Here is an 18,228-nt window from a genome sequence, read left to right as displayed (position 1 = left end):
CCCCGACCACGGCCTGGTCCGCTCGCTGGTCGAACGCTCCGAGAAGGGGGCGCCCCCATAGCCGTGGGTCCACCGCCGGGCCGGCCACCGCGCACAGCGGCCCCCGGCACCGCCGGGTGACCGGGCACACCGTGCGAGGTACGGCGTGGCCACGCGGCTGCGAGCCCGTGGTCATGTCGCCGGTCACATGGCCGCCACCCGCAGCACCAACGCTCCGGCCCTCGACTCGTGAGATCAGCACGGCACTTCAGGCCTGCCCGGATGCCGTCCGGGCGGATGTTCGCGCATGTCCCGCCTCCCGGTGACGGCCCTCCGTCACCTGAACGGCACAGCGCCACAGCACTCAGAGCGCTGGATCACTCACCGAGCGCAATGCTCTGACGGGGGGCACATCTCCGGAAGGAATCGCATGCACCGCATACTGCGCGGGCCGGTGACGACCGCACTCGTCCTGGCCCTCGGCGCCTCCCTCACCGGCGCCGCTGTCACCGGTGGAGACCCCTCCGGGAACCCCGACTCCGACGCCGTCTCCCCTCCCGCCGACACGAGCACACCGCCCGCCTCGGGCACGTTCTCCAAGCGTGTCGTGGCCACCGGGCTGAACAACCCCTACGAGGTCGTGCGGGCTCCCGACGGATCCCTGTGGGCCACCGAGAAGACCGGCAAGAAGGTCACCCGGGTCGACCCGGAATCCGGCGAGAAGACCACCCTGCTCAGCCTGCCGGGGGCCGTCCACAGCGAGGGCGGGCAGGACGGCGTGCTCGGTCTCGCCCTCGAGGAGCACAAGTCCGGAAAGCTGTACGCGTACATCTCGTACAGCTACGACATCGATCCCACCTCGGTCGTACAGGCCCGCACCAAGCTCGAGCGCTACACCTACGACCCCGACCGGAAGCGGCTGCACAGGCCGAAGGCCGTCATCGCCGGCATGCCGTCCGGCAACGACCACCAGTCGGCGCGGCTGCGCCTGGGCCCGGACGGCAAGCTGTACTACACCATCGGCGATCAGGGCGCGAACCAGCTCGGCAACTACTGCAAGCCCAACTACGCCATGCGGCTGCCCACCGCCCACGAAGTCCAGGGCCGGGACTGGATCGCCTACCAGGGCAAGACCCTGCGGCTGAACACCGACGGCTCCATCCCCTCGGACAACCCGGTCCTCGGCGGCGTGCGCAGCCACGTCTACACCTACGGGCACCGCAACGCGCAGGGCCTGGCCTTCGGCCCCGACGGCACGCTCTACTCGAACGAGATGGGCCCGAAGACCGACGACGAGATCAACATCCTGCGCAAGGGCGGCAACTACGGCTGGCCGAACGTCTCGGGCTACCGCGACGACAAGGCCTACGTCTACGCCAACTGGTCCGCCTCGTGGCCGACGCCGTGCGACGAGCTGACCTTCAGCAACTTCGAGATCCCCGAAACGGTCCCGGTGCAGGAGGAGTCCGACTTCACCGAGTCCTTCGTGCAGCCGGTCCACACCTTCGGCACCGTGGGCTCGGACTTCGACTTCCAGGACCCCACGTGCGCCCAGGGCGAGATGTGGTCGGTGTGCTGGCCCACCATCGCCCCCTCCAGCTTCGAGCACTACGAGACGTCCCGGAAGTCCTCCCCGTCCGCCAAGTCCTCCGGCAAGGGACTCCCCGGCTGGCACAACTCCCTGGTGATGACCACCCTCAAGGACGGCACCGTCTACCGCGTCGACCTCACCGAGGACGGCAAGGACGTCAGCAAGGTCACCAAGCTCTTCACGGAACAGAACCGCTTCCGCGACACGGCGCTCAGCGCCGACGGCAGGTCCCTCTTCGTCGTGACGGACTCAGCGGGCCCCGTCCGTGACGCCGAGGGCGCTCCGGCGACCGGCCCCCTGGAGAATCCGGGCGCGGTCATCGAGTACCGCTTGCGGGACTGAACCGGCGCTCCCCACCTGCCCGGTACGTCCAGCGGCACAAAGCCGTCCTCGCCCCGCCCGGTCACACCCCCTCACAGGCCAGGCCCGGGGCGAGGACCTTCGCCGTGCCATGCGTCCGAGGGCCCCTGTGCGTCGGCTCCGTACGTCCCGTACTCGGGTTGTCCGGTCGGTTCGTAGACGTGGACCGCCAGTCCGCGCGGTGTCGTCTCGTGGCGGACGAGGCGCAGGCCGGCCGGGGCACCGCCGTCCGGGAAGAGGCGGCGGCCGGTGCCCAGCACCACGGGGGCGACCACCAGGCGCAGTTCGTCGATCAGTCCGGCGGCCAGCAGTGACTGGGCCAGCCGGGCGCTGCCGTGGAGTTGCAGCTCGCGGCCGGGCTGTCGTTTCAGGTCGGCGACCTGGGCGGGGATGTCGCCGGAGAGGATCGTGGTCGGCTTCCACCCGGCCTTGGTCAGGCTGTGGGATGCCACGTACTTCGGCAGGCCGTTCATGAGCGGCCCGAAGGGGGGCTCGGTCATTTCCGGCCAGTACCGCGCGAAACTCCCATAGGTGCGGCGGCCCAGCAGCAACGCGTCCGCCTGGCCGAGCCAGGTGGCGGCCAACTGTTCGAAGGCCTCGTCCAGATACGGTACGAACCAGCCGCCCCGGGTGAATCCGTCACTGGTGTCCTCGTCCGGGGACCCCGGGCCCTGGTAAACGCCGTCCACTGTCAGGAACTGCGTCAGCGCCAGCCTCATCGCCCGCACTCCTCTCCTGGGCGGGGAAGACGCCCTTCCCCTCTTCTCTTCCTTGGACGACGGAACGCGCGAGAACTCATCGGTCCGGGCTCCTGCGGCGACGTGTGCGCGGATCGTGTGCGATGTGCACCGAAACCGCGAGTGACGCATGAACACTGCGATACGTTCCCTGTCGTTTGCTGGAGCGGCACCGCAAAGTAATGCCCCCACAAATTAGTACATCGCTCTCCATAACCTCGCGTCCCTGAGGGCTCACTCGGCGCCGCCCGGCGCCCGCGCCGACGCCGGGAGCAGTAACTGTCCTTTCCCGACGGCTTTAGGATCAATGACAGGCCGCCCCCTTCGTACCGATGTCCTGTTCCCCGGGATCTTGGCAGCCGCGAACGCGGTGTGTCGTACGGGCCAGGCGGAAACATGCGTGAAGAAAGGTGAACACCATGGTCCTCGGACTGCTGCGACGCCTGCGCCCGCACGGCGCCTCCGGCGCCGCGTCGGGCCTCTCGGTCCCCCTGCCGGCCGGCGCGGGGGCGTTCGGCTGCGAGGCCGTCGACGCCCTGGGGCAGCCGCTGGGCGCAGCCGAGGTCACGGTGACCGCGCTGGACAGCCACCGCGTCGTGGCCCGCGGCACCACCGACCCGTACGGCTACTTCATGGCGACCCTGCCCCCGGGCACGTACAGCGTGATGCTGGCGGCCGAGGGCCTGTCACCCGTCCGCGAGACCGTCGACATAGCCGCCGGGGTGGCTCTCGCCCCCGTGCGGATCGTGCTGGAGCCCGGGCGCCTGCTGGAGCTGCCGCCCGCCGGTACCTGGTTGTTCGACCCTCCGCACACCGCGATCCGGTTCATCGCCAAGCACGTGGGCATGGCTCATGTCCACGGCCGGTTCACCCGGTTCGAGGGCGGCATCCGGGTCGCGGAGAACATGGGCGACTCCCAGGTCTCGGTGCGCATCGACGCCTCCAGCCTCACCACCGGCAACCAGACCCGCGACAACCACCTGCGGTCCGCCGACTTCCTCGATGTCGAGAACTACCCGTACATCGACTTCGCCAGCACTCGGTTCGCCTACCGCGGCGGCTCCAAGTGGACGGTGCACGGCACCCTCACGATGCACGGCACCAGTCGCTCGGTGGGCCTCGACACCGAGTATCTCGGCACCGTGAACGGCGGCTACGAGCAGGAGCTGCGCTGCGCCGCCCTCGCGAAGGCCGAACTGCATCGCGAGGACTTCACTCTCAACTGGCGTTCGATGCTCGCCCGCGGCATCGCCGTCGTCGGGCCGACGGTCCAGCTGGCGCTCGACGTACAGGCCATGTACCGGACCCACGACACACCGACCCCGCCCCGTTAGCGGACTGCAGGCGGGGCAGACATCCCGCCCCGCCTGCAGCGGCCGGTCAGCGCAGCGGGTCGAACGGCGCGAGCTGCGCGGGGCGTTCGCCGGTGACCATCGTCTCGGCGAGCAGCTGTCCGGTGGCCGGGCCGAGGGTGATGCCCCACATGCCGTGTCCGCCTGCGGCGAAGACCCGGGGGGAGCGGGTGGCCCCGATCAGGGGCAGTCCGTCGGTCGTGCAGGGGCGCGAGCCGACCCACTCGTCCTCGCGGGCGTCCAGGTCGGCGCCGCGCAGCAGCGGGCGGGCCGCTTCGGCGATGGCGCTGATCCGGCGCGCGTCCAGGGGCGCTTCCGGCTTGCGGAACTCCATCATTCCGGCGACGCGCAGCCGGTCGCCGAGCGGCGTGCAGGCGACGCGCTGGCCGGGGAAGTACACGGGGCCGGACGGCACGTGCTCGACCGGGACGCTGAAGCTGTACCCCGGCCGGCCTGGACGAGGGAGCGGACCCCGAACTTCCTGGCGTGGCGGCCGAGCCAGGCTCCGGTGGCCAGGACCACCGCGTCGAAGTGCCGGTTCTGGCCGTCACCGGTCAGGACGGTGACACCGGTGGCCGCGTCCCGCACCTCGGTGACCTCCGTCCGCTCCCGGATCTCGCCGCCCCGGGCGCGGACGGCGTCGCCCAGGGCATGCACGAAGTGTCCGGGGTCGATGTAGCGCTGGCCGTGCAGACGGATCGCCGCGCCGATCTCGTCCGAGAGGGACGGCTCGATCCCCCGGGCCTCGTCGCCGTCGAGGACGTCGAACTCCATGCTCTGTCCGGCGGCGTGGATCTGTTCGAGTTCATCCAGCAGAACCCGGCGTTCCCCGGCCGTGCGGTAGGCCGCGAGGAAGGACTTGGCGTCGAGCGTCCGCGCCTCGACGCCGCCTTCGGCCAGCGCGTCGAAGCTGGACAGCGACAGGCTGTTGATGGGGACGAGCGCGCGCATCGCCCGCAGCCACCGTGTCGCGGTGCTGTTCCGGGCGAACCCCGCGAGGAACCTGAGCAGGCTGGGGTTCGCGCTGGGCGGGACGTAGACCGGGGAGGACGGGCTGAGGACCGCCCGTACGCCGTAGCTGAGGACCGCGGGCTCGGGCAGCGGCGTCGCCAGGCCGGGGGTCAGCCATCCGGCGTTGCCCCAGGAGGAGCCGGCGGCCACCCCGTCACGGTCGTACACGGTGACGTCGACGCCTCGCTCCTGCAGGAACCAGGCAGTGGACAGTCCGACCATGCCGGCACCGACGACGGCGACGGAGCGGGGGCCGGAGTGCGCGGGCGAGGCGGGGCGGGTCATGCGAAACCTCTTCTCCAAGGCGGTGGTGTATCCGATGGTGGGCCCGGACCGTGCCGTTGTCTTTGTGCTGTACGGCCAATGGGAGTCATACACGTGATGCGCGGGGAACTATGCCCCGGGTCACAATGGGGGCATGACCCTGCTCATGAGCTGCCGCCGTCGCGCCGCGGGAGGCCGATGATGATCACGGTCACCGATCTGGTGGATTCCCTGGGCGCCGGGTTTCTCCGCACTGTCGTGGCGGCCAGGGACGCCGAAGTGCACGACGTCGCCCTGGCCGAGCCCGGGGATGCCGTGGGGCAGCCGGGAGAACTCGTCCTGGGGGTTGGCGTGACCGACCGGGCCGGGGCCGTCGCCCTGCTGGAACGGGCCACCCGGGCGGCGGCCGGGGGCGTCGTGCTCAAGGGCCCCTTCGCCGGTGATCCGCAGGTGGCCCGCGCCGCCCGCGAGCTGGCGGGCCCCGCGCTGGTCGAGCTGCAGCCGCACACTTCGTGGGCGCATGTCGTCTGGCTGCTGCGGGGCGTCATCGACCGGGCCTCCGCGCCCGACACCAGTCGCCTCGGCACTCCGGGACCGCACGTCGACCTGTTCGCGCTGGCCGACGCGGCGGCCGAGATCATCGACGCGCCGGTGACGGTGGAGGACGCGCAGTCCCGGGTCCTCGCCTACTCCGCGCGGCAGGACACGACCGATCCGGCGCGCGTCTCCACCATTGTGGGACGGCGTGTGCCCCCGGAAACCCTCACCCATTTCCGGGCCGGCGGTGTCTTCCGCAGGCTCGCCCGCTCCAGCGACCCCATCTGGACCCCGGCCGGCCCCGACGGCACCCTGCCCCGGCTGATCATCCCGGTACGGGCCGGCGGCGAGTGGCTCGGCTCGATCTGGGCGGTGGTCCGCTCTCCGGTCCCCCCGGAACGCATCCGGGAGCTCAGCGACGTGGCCTCGGTCCTCGCCCTGCACCTGCTGCGGCTGCGTGCCGAGGCCGGTATCGCACGGCGGGTCTCGACGGGTCAGCTGCGGGTGACCCTGCGCGAGGGCGCCGCCTCCGTCACCGGGCCGGGCGCCGCGCCCGGCCCGGGTGTTTCCGGACCGGGCGCGGCGCCCGCGCTTCCGGCGGGTCCCTGGCGGGTGGTGGCCTTCGGATCGCCCGACGGGACCGACGTACGCAGGCAACTGGATCTGTGGGAATCGGTCGCACTCCGCTTCGGCTGGCACCAGCCCCTGCTGACCGACCTCGACGGGTTGCTGTTCGGCCTGGTCACCGAGCGGCCGCGGGGCAGACGTCCCGTCACCGCCGGGGGTATGGCCGATGCCGGTGCGGGCACCCTGGACTGGCTTCGGCATGTGCTGCGTGAGGTCCACACCCGTGACCCGGGTCTGTATGCCGCGGCGGGCTGCCCCGCCCACTCCCCCGACCAGTTGCCCCGTGCCACCTCGGAGGCCGGCGAGCTCCACCGGCTGATCGGCGCCGGCCTGTTCGCTCCCCGACCGGACGGGGATCGTCCTGATGGAGGACGCCTGGGACACCGTCGTCGTGGAGCGTGCCACGGCGGCCGTCGGGATCGACACGGGCCTGCTCGGCGGGCCGCTCGCCGCGCTGCGCGCGCACGACGAGGAGCACGGCACGCCGTATTGCGTAACCCTCGCGGCCTGGCTGGACCACTTCGGTGACCCGCAGAGCGCCGCGCGGCTGTTGCGGATCCATCCCAACACGCTGCGCTACCGGCTGCGCAAGCTGGACGAAGTGGCCTCGGTGGACCTGTCCTCGCCCCGGGTGCGGCTGGCGCTGCGGCTGCAGCTCACGGCGATGGGCGAGGGGACGCGCTCGGTCGGCGGATGAAACTACATTCTTCAACAACTAAGCGTGGATGATAGGAACAAAGGTTCAGACACCGCGCGATGAAGGAGTGCACGTGACCCAGGCGGCAGTGGAGACCACGGACCAGCGGGTGTTCGTCGACAAGCAGAGCCCGGACGCCTATCGCGCGCTGGCGGCCACGGCCGAGGCGGTGCGCAAGGTCGCGGCCGACGCCGGTCTGGACCGCGTTCTCGTCGAGCTGATCAACATCCGGGTCTCCCAGCTCAACGCCTGCGCGTTCTGCCTCAGCCTGCACACCACGCGGGCGCTGCGCGCCGGTGAGACCGTACAGCGCTTGGGCGTGCTGTCCGCCTGGCGCGACACCGAACTGTTCCATCCTCGCGAGCGCGCCGCGCTGGCACTCGCCGAGGTCACCACCCTGCCCACGGACGCCGACGCGCAGAGCACCGCGTACGCGCTCGCACGCTCCGTGCTGTCGGAGGATGAGATCTCCGCCGTGATCTGGGTGGCGATCACCATGAACGCCTTCAACCGGGTCTCCGTCCTGAGCAAGCATCCGGTGCGCAGCCGCACCGCGCCACAGACCGGCTGAACGCCTCCGTGAACCCGCCGGCGCCGTCGGCCCCGCCTTCGTGGGGTTGGGGGCTGGTTCGGGAGACGTAGTCGTCCGGGGCCGGTCCTAGGTCTGCGGCCCGTTACGCCGCAGTGGCATCGCGCCTACCGTCCTGTCCATGGACACGACAGGCACGCTCGACGAGGCACTCCAGCGACTGCACCGCTTCGGACCGGAGCGGCTCGGCCGGCTCACCAATCACGCGCCGATGACCGTGGAAGCCCTGACCGCGCACGGGCGGGCCGGTTCGGTGCACCGGTGGCTCGACCTGTACGCGCGCAAGCTCGAGGACTTCCCGGCCCGGAGCGAGCCGGTCACGTCCGTCAACTGGCCCTCGGCACTCGGTGATTCCCGCCGCGCCGCCGACTGGATCGGCTACTTCGGCCGCGAGATGGCCGAACATCCCTGGCGTGACGTGCTCACCGAGTGGTGGCCCCGTCTCCTGCCCGGCCTGTACGGCGGTTCCACCCATCCGGTCATCCGGGTGGGACACGCCGTGCGTACGCTCCTGGCCGGTGAGGCCACCGGGCCACGCCTGGCCGAACTCGGGCACGGCCTCGGCTACTGGGCCGCCCGCTACCGCCCCCTCGCTGATCCGGCACCGTTGCCCGGCTCCGGCAGCGCCGCCGCCGCCCTGGACGCGGTGACGCCCCTTGCCGCACAGGACGGCGGCTTCACCGACCGACTCCCCCGGGTCACGGGCCTGCCGATGTGGGCGGCCACGGTCTCGGCCCCGGACGAGGCCCGCCGCCGCCTCGGCGAACTGGTGCGGGCCGCCACCCACCGCTACGCCACACACGGCCACGGCGAGGAGACCATGCTGGTCCACGCGGCCACGGCCCCCAACGCCGTACTGCGCAGTATGCCCGCGCTGCCGCGTGCCCTGTGGGTACCGAGTCTGCGGGCCGCCTGGACGGCGTCCGCGGCGGTGACCGCGATGTACGCGCCGCGTTCCCCCGTCGCGTACTCCCCGCCGGGCGCCCTCACCCCCGACGAGGTCTTCGAACGGGCGCTGGCGCACGGCGACGAACACGTCATCAAGCTGACCGACACGGCCCTCGACGTCGGCGACGAACCGGCTCTGGCGGCGGCCCTGCGCGCCGTCGACCTGAGCGAACCGCCGGCCTAGGTACGCCATGGGACGCGGCTACGCCGTCCCGCAGCGGCTGCGCGGGGGTTCCTCGCCAAGTGCTCCGCCACGGCGCACGCCCCACTGTCCTGGACCGCCGACACTGTTCTGGACCGCCGACGGCCTGTGCGGGCTTGACGGCTCCCACACTGCGGGTCATCGGCGACAGCGACTTCGTACGCGTCGAGCGCGCCGCCGAGATGCAACGCCTGATTCCGCGGTCGCGGCCGGCCGTGCTGCCCTCCCCCACGCACACGACCCTGATGCGGCGGACGTCCCTGCTCCTGCCGCCGCTGAGCGAGCTCCTCGACCGAGCGGGGACGTCCACGGCCTGCGGTCGGGTCAGGCGAGTTCCACGAGGAGGTCGCCGCCCTCGACCTGTTGGATGCGATTGATGGCCAGCCGGCTCACCGTGCCGGACTTCGGGGCGGTGATCGCGGCTTCCATCTTCATCGCCTCGATGGTGGCCACCGTGGCCCCCGCCTCCACCTCGTCGCCCTCGGCGACCGCGAGGGTCACCACGCCGGCGAACGGCGCCGCGACATGGCCGGGGTCGGTCCGGTCGGCCTTCTCGGTGACCGGGGCGTCGGAGGCCGCCGCCCGGTCGCGGACCTGGATCGGCCGCAGCTGACCGTTCAGGGTGGACATCACCGTGCGCATGCCGCGCTCGTCGGCGTCGCCCACGGCCTGGAGTTCGATGAGCAGCCGCACCCCGGGGTCGAGGTCGACGGTGTACTCCTTGCCGGGGCGCAGCCCGTAGAAGAAGTCCTTGCTGTCCAGGACGCTGGTGTCGCCGAAGGTCTGGCGGTGGGTCTCGAACTCGCGGGTCGGACCGGAGAACAGCAACCGGTTGAGCGTGGCCCGACGGTCCTTCGCCAGCCCGGCACGGTCGTCGGCGGTCAGCTCCTGGACGGGCTTGGCTTCGGCGCGGCCCCGCAGTGCCTTGGTCCGGAAGGGCTCAGGCCAGCCGCCGGGCGGGGTGCCCAGTTCGCCGCGCAGGAAGCCGATGACGGAGTCGGGGATGTCGAACCGATCCGGATCCTGCTCGAAGTCCTGCGGGGACACCCCGGCGCCCACCAGGTGCAGTGCCAGGTCACCGACCACCTTCGACGAGGGGGTGACCTTCACCAGGCGGCCGAGCATCCGGTCGGCGGCGGCGTACATCGCCTCGATGTCCTCGAAGCGGTCGCCCAGCCCCAGGGCGATGGCCTGGGTGCGCAGGTTGGAGAGCTGCCCGCCGGGAATCTCGTGGTGGTAGACACGGCCGGTGGGTGAGGCCAGGCCCGCTTCGAAGGGGGCGTAGACCTTGCGGACACTCTCCCAGTACGGCTCCAGGTCGCCGACGGCCTGGAGGTCGAGGCCGGTGGGCCGCTCCGAGTGGTCGGTCGCCGCGACGATCGCCGACAGGGACGGCTGCGAGGTGGTGCCCGCCATGGACGCCACCGCCCCGTCGACCGCGTCCGCTCCGGCCTGGATCGCGGCGAGGTAGGTGGCGAGCTGGCCGCCGGAGGTGTCGTGGGTGTGCAGGTGGACCGGCAGGTCGAACTCCCGGCGCAGGGCCGACACCAGCGTCGCCGCGGCGGGCGCCCGGAGCAGGCCGGCCATGTCCTTGACGGCCAGGACGTGCGCGCCCGCGTCGACGATCTGCTCGGCCAGGCGCAGGTAGTAGTCCAGGGTGTAGAGCCGCTCGGACGGGTCGGACAGGTCGGCGGTGTAGCACAGGGCGACCTCCGCGACGGCCGTTCCGGTCTCGCGTACGGCGTCGATGGCGGGCCGCATCTGGGCGACGTCGTTCAGCGCGTCGAAGATGCGGAAGACGTCGATGCCGGTGGCCGCCGCCTCCTGGACGAAGGCGTCGGTCACCTCGGTCGGGTACGGCGTGTAGCCCACGGTGTTGCGGCCGCGCAGCAGCATCTGCAGGCAGATGTTCGGTACGGCTTCCCGCAGGGCGGCCAGGCGTTCCCACGGGTCCTCGGCGAGGAAGCGCAGGGCGACGTCGTAGGTGGCACCGCCCCAGCATTCCAGGGAGAGCAGTTCGGGCAGGGTGCGCGCCACCACCGGGGCGACGGCGAGCAGGTCCTTGGTGCGGACCCGGGTGGCGAGCAGCGACTGGTGGGCGTCGCGGAAGGTGGTGTCGGTGACGCCGACGGTCGGTGACGCGCGCAGCCAGCGGGCGAAGCCCTCGGGGCCGAGTTCGGTGAGCCGCTGCCGGGACCCGGCCGTCGGCTCACCGGCGGGCAGCCGGGGCAGCTTGGTCATCGGGTCGATCAGTTCGGGCCGTTCGCCGTGCGGCTTGTTCACCGTGACGTCGGCGAGGTAGGTCAGCAGCTTCGTGCCGCGGTCGGCGGAGTGGCGCGCGGTGAGCAGGTACGGACGCTGCTCGATGAACGACGTGGTGACCTGTCCGGCCTGGAACTCCGGATCGTCCAGCACGGCCTGCAGGAAGGGGATGTTCGTGGCGACGCCGCGGATGCGGAACTCGGCCACGGCGCGCCGAGCCCGATTGACCGCGGTGGTGAAGTCCCGGCCCCGGCAGGTCAGTTTCACCAGCATCGAGTCGAAGTGGGCGCTGATCTCCGTACCGGCGTGGGTGGTGCCGCCGTCCAGGCGGATGCCGGAGCCGCCGGGCGAGCGGTAGGCGCTGATCCGCCCGGTGTCGGGGCGGAAGCCGTTGGCCGGGTCCTCGGTGGTGATGCGGCACTGCAGCGCGGCGCCCCGCAGGGTGATGTCCTCCTGGGCGAGACCGAGGTCGGTCAGCGTCTCACCGGCGGCGATGCGCAGTTGCGCCTGCACGAGGTCGACGTCGGTGACTTCTTCGGTCACGGTGTGTTCGACCTGGATGCGCGGATTCATCTCGATGAAGACGTGGTTCCCGTCGCGGTCGACGAGGAACTCCACGGTCCCGGCGTTGCGATAGCCGATCCGGCGGGCGAAGCGCACGGCGTCGGCGCAGATCCGGTCCCGCAGCTCCGGGTCGAGGTTCGGCGCGGGCGCGAGTTCGATCACCTTCTGGTGGCGGCGCTGCACCGAGCAGTCGCGCTCGAAGAGGTGAATGACGTTGCCATGGCCGTCGGCGAGGATCTGTACCTCGATGTGGCGGGGTTCGACGACGGCCTTCTCCAGGAAGACCGTGGGGTCGCCGAACGCGGACGCGGCCTCCCGGGAGGCGGCCTCGATGGCCTCCCGCAGCTGGGCGGGGTCCTCCACACGGCGCATTCCGCGCCCGCCGCCACCGGCGACCGCCTTGACGAACACGGGGAAGCCGATGTCGTCGGCGGCACGAACGAGTTCCTCCACGTCGGTGGAGGGCGCCGAGGACCCGAGCACCGGCACGCCTGCCTCACGGGCCGCGGCCACCGCGCGAGCCTTGTTCCCGGTCAGTTCCAGGATCTGGGCGGGCGGTCCGACGAACGTGATGCCCGCGTCCTCGCAGGCGAGGGCCAGCTCGGGATTCTCGGACAGGAACCCGTACCCCGGGTAGACGGCGTCGGCTCCCGCCCGGCGCGCCGCGCCGACGATCTCCTCGACGGAGAGGTAGGCGCGCACCGGATGCCCCGGCTGCCCGATCTCGTACGCCTCGTCCGCCTTGAGCCGGTGCAGCGAGTTGCGGTCCTCGTGCGGGAAGACCGCGACGGTTCGGGCGCCCAGCTCGTAGCCTGCGCGGAACGCCCGAATCGCGATCTCACCACGGTTGGCTACCAGCACCTTGCGGAACATTCTTGATCCCTTCAGCCTGCCGGGTGACGAAGACAATGGTGTCGGCGTCGGCCCCACTACGCCATGTGAGCCAGACCACTCTCCACAGTGAGTGCCCTGAACCGCACAGTGAGTACCCGGAACCGCCGATCGGTATCGGGAAACCGCGAACAGTTCTTCGCAAAGATGTCTTCGCGAAGAACTGTTCGCGGTCTAGGCTGAGCGGCATGACTGACAGGAGCGCGAGCCCCGGGGGCTCGCAAGTCGCAGCGGACGCGGTGGTTCTGGATGCCAAGGGGCTCCGCGCTCTCGCCCATCCGGTGCGCGTGCAGGTGGTCGGGCTGCTGCGGAAGTACGGCCCGTCGACGGCCACCCGCCTCGCGGAGCGGCTGGGCGTGAACTCCGGTACGGCGAGCTACCACCTGCGCCGGCTCGACGCGGCCGGCTTCGTCGAGGAGGACACCGAACGCGGCAACGCGCGCGAGCGCTGGTGGCGTTCGGTGCACCGGACGACCTGGTTCAACACCACGGACCTGGCCGAGCGGGAGCCCGAGGCCACGCTGGCCTACCTGCAGTCCGTCGCCGCCCTCTACTCCCTGCGCGCGCAGCAGACGCTGAACGGCCTTCAGACGATGCCCCGCGCGTGGCGCGACACCCTGGACATGAGCGACTGGGCCCTGCGGCTCACGCCCGAGGAAACCGGCGCCCTGCACCAAGAGCTGAAGGCTGTCATCACCCGCTACCGGCGGGACGGACCGGAGTCGGCGGCAAGCGCCCCCGAGGGAGCCGAACGGGTCGCCGTGATCACGTACCTGCTGCCCGAACTCGACGCGTCCGGAGACACCGCGGGCACGGGGACAACAGGCACGGAGACGTCATGACCGACGCCGTCCCGGGCACCGACGGCCTACCCCTCCCACGGTCCTTACGGCCCCTGGGAGGGGTCCTGACGGCCATCGCCGTCTCGCAGACCGGCACACGGATCTCTGTCGTGGCACTGCCCTGGTTCGTTCTCGTCACGACGGGCAGCGCCACCCGGACCGGGCTGGTCGCTTTCTGCGAGATGACCCCCTACGTGGTGGTCAAGGCGCTCACCGGACCATTGGTGGACCGGATCGGCCCGCGGACCGTTTCCTGGGCCGCCGACCTGGCGAGCGCGGCCGCGGCCGCCGCGGTTCCCCTCCTCCACGCCCTGGACCTGCTTTCTTTCCCCCTCCTGCTGGCCCTGGTGGCGCTGATCGGCGCGGCCCGGGGCCCCGGCGACCTGGCCAAGGAGGTCATGGTGCCGGAGGCGGCCGAGCGCGGTCGGGTACCACTGGAACGGGCCACCGGCCTGTCGGGGGTGACCGAACGCCTGGCATCCACCATCGGCCTGGCGTCCGGCGGCGCCCTGGTGGCGCTGCTAGGTCCCCTGACAGCGCTGGCCGTCAACGCGGGCGGATTCGCTCTCGGTTCGGTGATCATCGCGTTGTCGCTGCCCCGCGGCATGGGGCGCGCCGCTGCCGCATCGCAGGCCGGTTCGCCGGAAGCGAGCTACTGGCGACGGTTCGCGGCGGGCTTCACGTTCCTCCGCGGTGACCTGTTGCTGCTGACGATCGCTTTCATGGTCGCCGTCACCAACCTGCTGGACACGGCGTTCAACTCGGTGCTCGTGCCGGTCTGGGCCGACGAGTCCGGCAACGGGCCCGGTGCGATCGGTCTGTTGGGGAGCGTGCAGGGAATCGCGGCGGTCGGCGGCAGCCTGATCGCCGCGGCGTACGCGCACCGGCTGCGGCGCCGGATGGTGTTCTTCACCGGGTTCCTGCTCGCCGGGGCGCCGAGATTCCTGATCCTCGCCTCCGACGCGCCGATGGGGGCGGTACTGGCCGTGTTCGCTCTCAGCGGTTTCGGTGCCGGCTTCCTCAACCCGGTGCTGGGAGCCGTCCTCTTCGAACGGATCCCCCACCGGATGCTGGGCAGGGTCAAGGCGCTCACCACGTCACTGGCCTGGGCCGGCATGCCACTGGGTGGGTTGATCGCCGGGGCGGCAGTGGCTTCGGTCGGGCTCGTGCCAGTGCTGCTCGGTGGAGGGGCCGTGTACTTCCTCACCACGAACCTGGCCGGCCTGAGGCCGGAATGGCGTCAGATGGACCGTGCGGGTGAGCGCGGCGCCGGGGAACTGCAGCCCGGGAAACCACGTTCCCCGGCTCGTCCTCCGGCAAGGAAACGCTGCTGACCGGCATTCGGGTGGAGCGTTGGGCAGGCCTTGCACCTGCATCTCCCCACGGGGTTGGGGCGTCTTGCCTTGGACCACCAACGCATGCATTTCGCCGGACGCGCTGCCACGGCGTCCTCGCCATGCACGCTAGCCCGGTCCGCACGGCGGTGCGCAACCGAGGTACGCCGAAGGGGCGCCGTGGTGGCGTCGGAGGCCGCCAGCGGATGGTGGCGCCGGCTCTGTCGCTGCGCGGTGTGCAGGGGCTCCTCGCCCACGTCCACGGTCCGGCCTCGCAGCGCTCCGCCGCACGCCGGGGCATCCCCGACTGCCTCGGCGAGACCGCCGGACTCCGCCTGCGCGACAAGGAGCGCCTCCCCGCCCGCCCAGGTACCCCGTACGGGTATCCCGCCCCCCGGGCGTCGTGGTGAGTCCCGTCCCGCCTGGTCGGAGTCGCCCGGTGGTGCGACGCTGGGGTGGAGAGGTGTCCGAGGACGGGAAGCCGCGAGGCCGGGAGGCAAAGCGATGGGACGCGACGTCCCGGCGTTGGTGTTCACCCGTGAGGACCGCCGCCGGTACCGGATCAAGATGCAGGAGTGCCTCGACACGTTCGCACAGATGCTGCGTGAGGCACGGTTCGAGTCCGAGCGGCCCCAGGTGGGGCTGGAGATCGAGCTGAACCTGGTCGACGACCGGGCGGAGCCGGTGATGCGCAACAGCGACGCGCTCGAAGCGATCGCGGACCCCGCCTGGTCCACGGAGCTGGGCCGGTTCAACCTCGAGATCAACGTCCCGCCCCGACGGCTGACGGCGGGCGGCCCCGACTCCTGGGAATCCGAGATCCGCGCCGCGCTGAATCACGCGGAGCGACGCGCGAAGTCGGTCGGCACCCACCTGATCATGACCGGTATTCTGCCGACGCTGCGGCAGGAGGACGTGGGTGAGTCGGCGCTGTCGGAGAACCCGCGCTACCGGCTGCTCAACGACCAGATCTTCGCAGCCCGGGGCGAGGACCTGCACATCGAGGTGGACGGCGTCGACCGGCTGCGGACCTACGCGGACACGATCACTCCCGAGGCCGCATGCACCAGCACCCAGTTCCACCTCCAGGTGTTCCCGGAACAGTTCGCCGACTACTGGAACGCGGCCCAGGCGATCGCGGGGGTCCAGACAGCCCTGGCGGCCAACTCGCCCTTCCTCTTCGGCAAGGAGCTGTGGCACGAGACCCGCATCCCGCTGTTCGAGCAGGCCACCGACACCCGCCCGCAGGAGATCAAGGCGCAGGGAGTACGCCCCCGGGTCTGGTTCGGGGAGCGATGGATCAACAGCGTCTTCGACCTCTTCGAGGAGAACCTGCGGTACTTCCCGGCGCTGCTCCCCCTGTGCGACGAGCAGGATCCCGCCGAGACGCTGGACCGCGGCGACATCCCCGAACTGGGCGAGCTGACCCTGCACAACGGCACCATCTACCGCTGGAACCGCCCGGTCTACGCCATCGCGCACGACAAGCCGCATGTCCGGGTGGAGAACCGGGTGCTGCCGGCAGGCCCCACCGTGGCCGACACCCTGGCCAACGGCGCCTTCTACTACGGGCTCACCCGTGCCCTGGTGGAGGAGGAACGGCCCGTGTGGTTGAGGATGTCGTTCTCGGCCGCAGAGGAGAACCTGCACACGGCGGCACGGCACGGCATCGAGGCACGGCTGTACTGGCCCGGGATGGGCGAGGTGCCGGTGCCCGAGCTCGTGCTGCGGCGGCTGCTGCCGCTGGCACACCGCGGGCTGGAGCTCTCCGGAATGGACGAGGCCTGGCGGGAGCCGCTGCTCGGCATCATCGACCAGCGATGCGTCACCGGGCGCAACGGGGCGGTGTGGCAGAAGGAAATGTTCCACCACATCGACGCCTCGACCCACTGCGGCCGCCATGAGGCCCTGCGGCGGATGACGCAGATGTACATCGACTACATGCATCTCAACGCCCCGGTGCACACCTGGCCCGTCGACTGACGCGGGCCTGGCACGCCCACGCGGCCGACTGAAGCGGTGGGCCGTCGGTGCCGTCAGTCGTCGGTGGCCCGGTCGAGGACCCCGGACACCTCCCGGCACATCACGTCCCGGGCCGCCGGGGAGAGCGAACCGAGATCCGTGCGGTCCAGGGCCCCCAGCACCTCGTCCGTGCCGGCCGCGCACTCCGTGCTCCCCCGATCACCTCGTAGCCGTCACGGACGGCGACGCGGACACGGCGTTGGCCGCCGTCCTCGGCGTGCACGGCGGTGGAGACGACGAGCGGCGGCGGTCCCCCACCTCGCCGGGCGCCTTGTGGTATCCGCTCGTCACGGGGTCGCGCCAGCGCAGGCTGAGCAACAGGTGGCGCTTGGCCACCACCTCGGCCAGGTCGGTCTCGTAGGTTCCGTCCCGGTCCAGCACAGTGGCGCGCGCGTCCAGGACCAGCGCCGCCGGCAGCAGGCAGCGCAGGGTGCTGCCCACGATGTTGCCGCCGACCGTGGCCGTCCGGCGCACGGCGCCGGTGCCCACGGTGGCGGCCGCGCCGCGCAGGACCTCCGGCACCCGGTCGTCGATCCGGTGCAGCAGAACGGCCGCCCCCAGCGCCTCGCGCTCGAGCACATTGGCCTCCGGGAGGCTGCGCAGGGACATCGCCTGCTCGGGGAAGCCGTCCCGCTGCCAGAGCGCCCACACGAGGGTGGCTCCGCCGATGGGCACCGCTCCCTCAGCCATGCAGTTCTGTGCTTCGGACAGGGACGTGGGCAGACGCAACAGCACGGCGGTCGACCTGCTTTCCTCTGCTTCGGCGGAAGGAACCAGGCACTCCGCGCATGATCACGGACACTGCATTCTCCGGACGGCCACGGGGGCGCGTACAGGGCTCACGCATGGTTCACGCATGCACCGTGTGCGTCGGGTGTACGACCCGCGAGAGGCCGCCCGGCGGTCAGAGCAGCCGGCGGATGTCACCGCGGACCCGGTGGAAGCCGCCGGCGGACGCGTGCAGCGCGTCCGCCGCATAGCGGACTCCCGGCTCTCGTCCCGCACGCGGGAACCGGACGTTTCACGACGGGTCGCACCCGGCGGGCACCACGTGCACGCGTGGACGGCCGCCGTCCTGGGCGCATTCCACGACGATCGACCCGGTGGGTGCCTGCGCGACCGGCGTCACCGCGCTCGCCGTCGTGGCCGGCGTGTGTGTCGGCAGTGCCGCGGCGGGTTTGGCGTCCCGTGCGACCGGCACCGTGCCCTGCTGGGCGGCGGCCGCCTCGCTCGCGTCCACGCGCACCAGCGAACCGTCCGTGGTGACCAGGTACAGCCGTTCGTCCCGGTACTGCATCGACAGGGCCGACCCGGCGCCCGTGCCGAGATTCCACGGACGGGTGCCGTTCCGGTCGAAGCAGTAACGGCAGCCCCCGAAGTGGGTCCCCGGCCGCTCCGGCGAATCCCACTGATCGAACC

Annotated in this window: 14 protein-coding genes and 2 pseudogenes; 10 read left to right on the top strand and 6 right to left on the bottom strand. The window is 71.5% G+C overall.

The window, feature by feature from the left end; genetic code table 11:
• The first annotated feature begins 409 nt into the window (after positions 1-409).
• Complete coding sequence (locus WJ438_RS36695; protein ID WP_406729006.1) at positions 410-1,912, top strand: glucose/sorbosone family PQQ-dependent dehydrogenase; 1,503 nt, start codon at positions 410-412, stop codon at positions 1,910-1,912.
• Between the two features lie 71 nt (positions 1,913-1,983).
• On the opposite strand, the gene WJ438_RS36690 is transcribed toward WJ438_RS36695, so the two are convergent.
• Entirely contained in the window at positions 1,984-2,649 is a 666-nt protein-coding gene (locus tag WJ438_RS36690; protein WP_406729005.1) for a dihydrofolate reductase family protein, read from the bottom strand.
• Positions 2,650-3,086: 437 nt separating this feature from the next.
• On the opposite strand from WJ438_RS36690, the gene WJ438_RS36685 reads away from it, so the two are divergent.
• Positions 3,087-4,001, top strand: coding sequence for a YceI family protein (locus WJ438_RS36685; RefSeq protein WP_406729004.1), 915 nt, complete (start codon positions 3,087-3,089; stop codon positions 3,999-4,001).
• A gap of 46 nt (positions 4,002-4,047) precedes the next feature.
• On the opposite strand, the gene WJ438_RS36680 is transcribed toward WJ438_RS36685, so the two are convergent.
• Entirely contained in the window at positions 4,048-4,434 is a 387-nt protein-coding gene (locus tag WJ438_RS36680) for an NAD(P)/FAD-dependent oxidoreductase (RefSeq protein ID WP_406729003.1), read from the bottom strand.
• Entirely contained in the window at positions 4,353-5,315 is a 963-nt protein-coding gene (locus tag WJ438_RS36675) for an NAD(P)/FAD-dependent oxidoreductase (RefSeq protein ID WP_406729002.1), read from the bottom strand. The genes WJ438_RS36680 and WJ438_RS36675 overlap by 82 nt, the downstream gene beginning before the upstream one ends.
• Positions 5,316-5,492: 177 nt before the next feature.
• On the opposite strand from WJ438_RS36675, the gene WJ438_RS36670 reads away from it, so the two are divergent.
• The 4 genes from WJ438_RS36670 to WJ438_RS36655 all read left to right on the top strand — a co-directional run bounded on the left by WJ438_RS36670 (position 5,493) and on the right by WJ438_RS36655 (position 8,876).
• Positions 5,493-6,986, top strand: coding sequence for a PucR family transcriptional regulator (locus tag WJ438_RS36670; RefSeq protein ID WP_406729001.1), 1,494 nt, complete (start codon positions 5,493-5,495; stop codon positions 6,984-6,986).
• Entirely contained in the window at positions 6,877-7,155 is a 279-nt protein-coding gene (locus WJ438_RS36665) for a helix-turn-helix domain-containing protein (RefSeq protein ID WP_406729920.1), read from the top strand. The genes WJ438_RS36670 and WJ438_RS36665 overlap by 110 nt, the downstream gene beginning before the upstream one ends.
• 73 nt (positions 7,156-7,228) lie before the next feature.
• On the top strand, positions 7,229-7,726 hold the full coding sequence (locus WJ438_RS36660; protein WP_406729000.1) for a carboxymuconolactone decarboxylase family protein: 498 nt from the start codon (positions 7,229-7,231) through the stop codon (positions 7,724-7,726).
• Positions 7,727-7,865: 139 nt separating this feature from the next.
• A complete protein-coding gene (locus tag WJ438_RS36655) occupies positions 7,866-8,876 on the top strand; it encodes a questin oxidase family protein (RefSeq protein WP_406728999.1) in 1,011 nt (336 codons plus the stop codon).
• Between the two features lie 342 nt (positions 8,877-9,218).
• On the opposite strand, the gene WJ438_RS36650 is transcribed toward WJ438_RS36655, so the two are convergent.
• Positions 9,219-12,593 carry a pyruvate carboxylase gene (locus WJ438_RS36650; protein WP_406728998.1) on the bottom strand — a complete coding sequence of 1,125 codons (3,375 nt, stop codon included), beginning with the start codon at positions 12,591-12,593 and terminating at the stop codon, positions 9,219-9,221.
• Positions 12,594-12,799: 206 nt separating this feature from the next.
• Here WJ438_RS36650 and WJ438_RS36645 point away from each other — a divergent pair, with 206 nt between their 5' ends.
• The 4 genes from WJ438_RS36645 to WJ438_RS36630 all read left to right on the top strand — a co-directional run bounded on the left by WJ438_RS36645 (position 12,800) and on the right by WJ438_RS36630 (position 16,770).
• Positions 12,800-13,453, top strand: coding sequence for an ArsR/SmtB family transcription factor (locus WJ438_RS36645; protein WP_406728997.1), 654 nt, complete (start codon positions 12,800-12,802; stop codon positions 13,451-13,453).
• Positions 13,450-14,787 carry an MFS transporter gene (locus WJ438_RS36640; RefSeq protein WP_406728996.1) on the top strand — a complete coding sequence of 446 codons (1,338 nt, stop codon included), beginning with the start codon at positions 13,450-13,452 and terminating at the stop codon, positions 14,785-14,787. The genes WJ438_RS36645 and WJ438_RS36640 overlap by 4 nt, the downstream gene beginning before the upstream one ends.
• Positions 14,788-14,993: 206 nt before the next feature.
• On the top strand, positions 14,994-15,197 hold the full coding sequence (locus WJ438_RS36635) for a hypothetical protein (protein WP_406728995.1): 204 nt from the start codon (positions 14,994-14,996) through the stop codon (positions 15,195-15,197).
• Between the two features lie 94 nt (positions 15,198-15,291).
• Positions 15,292-16,770, top strand: coding sequence for a glutamate--cysteine ligase (locus WJ438_RS36630; protein WP_406728994.1), 1,479 nt, complete (start codon positions 15,292-15,294; stop codon positions 16,768-16,770).
• A gap of 53 nt (positions 16,771-16,823) precedes the next feature.
• On the opposite strand, the pseudogene WJ438_RS36625 reads toward WJ438_RS36630, so the two are convergent.
• Both WJ438_RS36625 and WJ438_RS36620 read right to left on the bottom strand, forming a co-directional pair.
• A pseudogene (locus WJ438_RS36625) lies at positions 16,824-17,544 on the bottom strand (FAD binding domain-containing protein).
• A 169-nt stretch (positions 17,545-17,713) separates the two neighbouring features.
• Positions 17,714-18,172 (bottom strand): annotated as a pseudogene (locus WJ438_RS36620) (molybdenum metabolism regulator); the annotation flags it as partial.
• Positions 18,173-18,228: the final 56 nt, after the last annotated feature.

Source organism: Streptomyces sp. GD-15H (assembly GCF_045291515.1).
Classification (GTDB): Bacteria; Actinomycetota; Actinomycetes; order Streptomycetales; family Streptomycetaceae; genus Streptomyces.
Note: the sequence above shows the minus strand (reverse complement) of the source record. Positions and strands in the feature narration are given on the sequence as shown.

Bases quoted from the DNA above. Each gene is read 5' to 3' on its own strand.
- WJ438_RS36695 (WP_406729006.1), top strand. From the start codon at position 410: ATGCACCGCATACTGCGCGGGCCGGTGACGACCGCACTCGTCCTGGCC.
- WJ438_RS36690 (WP_406729005.1), bottom strand. From the start codon at position 2,649: ATGAGGCTGGCGCTGACGCAGTTCCTGACAGTGGACGGCGTTTACCAG.
- WJ438_RS36685 (WP_406729004.1), top strand. From the start codon at position 3,087: ATGGTCCTCGGACTGCTGCGACGCCTGCGCCCGCACGGCGCCTCCGGC.
- WJ438_RS36675 (WP_406729002.1), bottom strand. From the start codon at position 5,315: ATGACCCGCCCCGCCTCGCCCGCGCACTCCGGCCCCCGCTCCGTCGCC.
- WJ438_RS36670 (WP_406729001.1), top strand. From the start codon at position 5,493: ATGATGATCACGGTCACCGATCTGGTGGATTCCCTGGGCGCCGGGTTT.
- WJ438_RS36655 (WP_406728999.1), top strand. From the start codon at position 7,866: ATGGACACGACAGGCACGCTCGACGAGGCACTCCAGCGACTGCACCGC.
- WJ438_RS36650 (WP_406728998.1), bottom strand. From the start codon at position 12,593: ATGTTCCGCAAGGTGCTGGTAGCCAACCGTGGTGAGATCGCGATTCGG.
- WJ438_RS36645 (WP_406728997.1), top strand. From the start codon at position 12,800: ATGACTGACAGGAGCGCGAGCCCCGGGGGCTCGCAAGTCGCAGCGGAC.
- WJ438_RS36640 (WP_406728996.1), top strand. From the start codon at position 13,450: ATGACCGACGCCGTCCCGGGCACCGACGGCCTACCCCTCCCACGGTCC.
- WJ438_RS36635 (WP_406728995.1), top strand. From the start codon at position 14,994: ATGGTGGCGCCGGCTCTGTCGCTGCGCGGTGTGCAGGGGCTCCTCGCC.
- WJ438_RS36630 (WP_406728994.1), top strand. From the start codon at position 15,292: ATGGGACGCGACGTCCCGGCGTTGGTGTTCACCCGTGAGGACCGCCGC.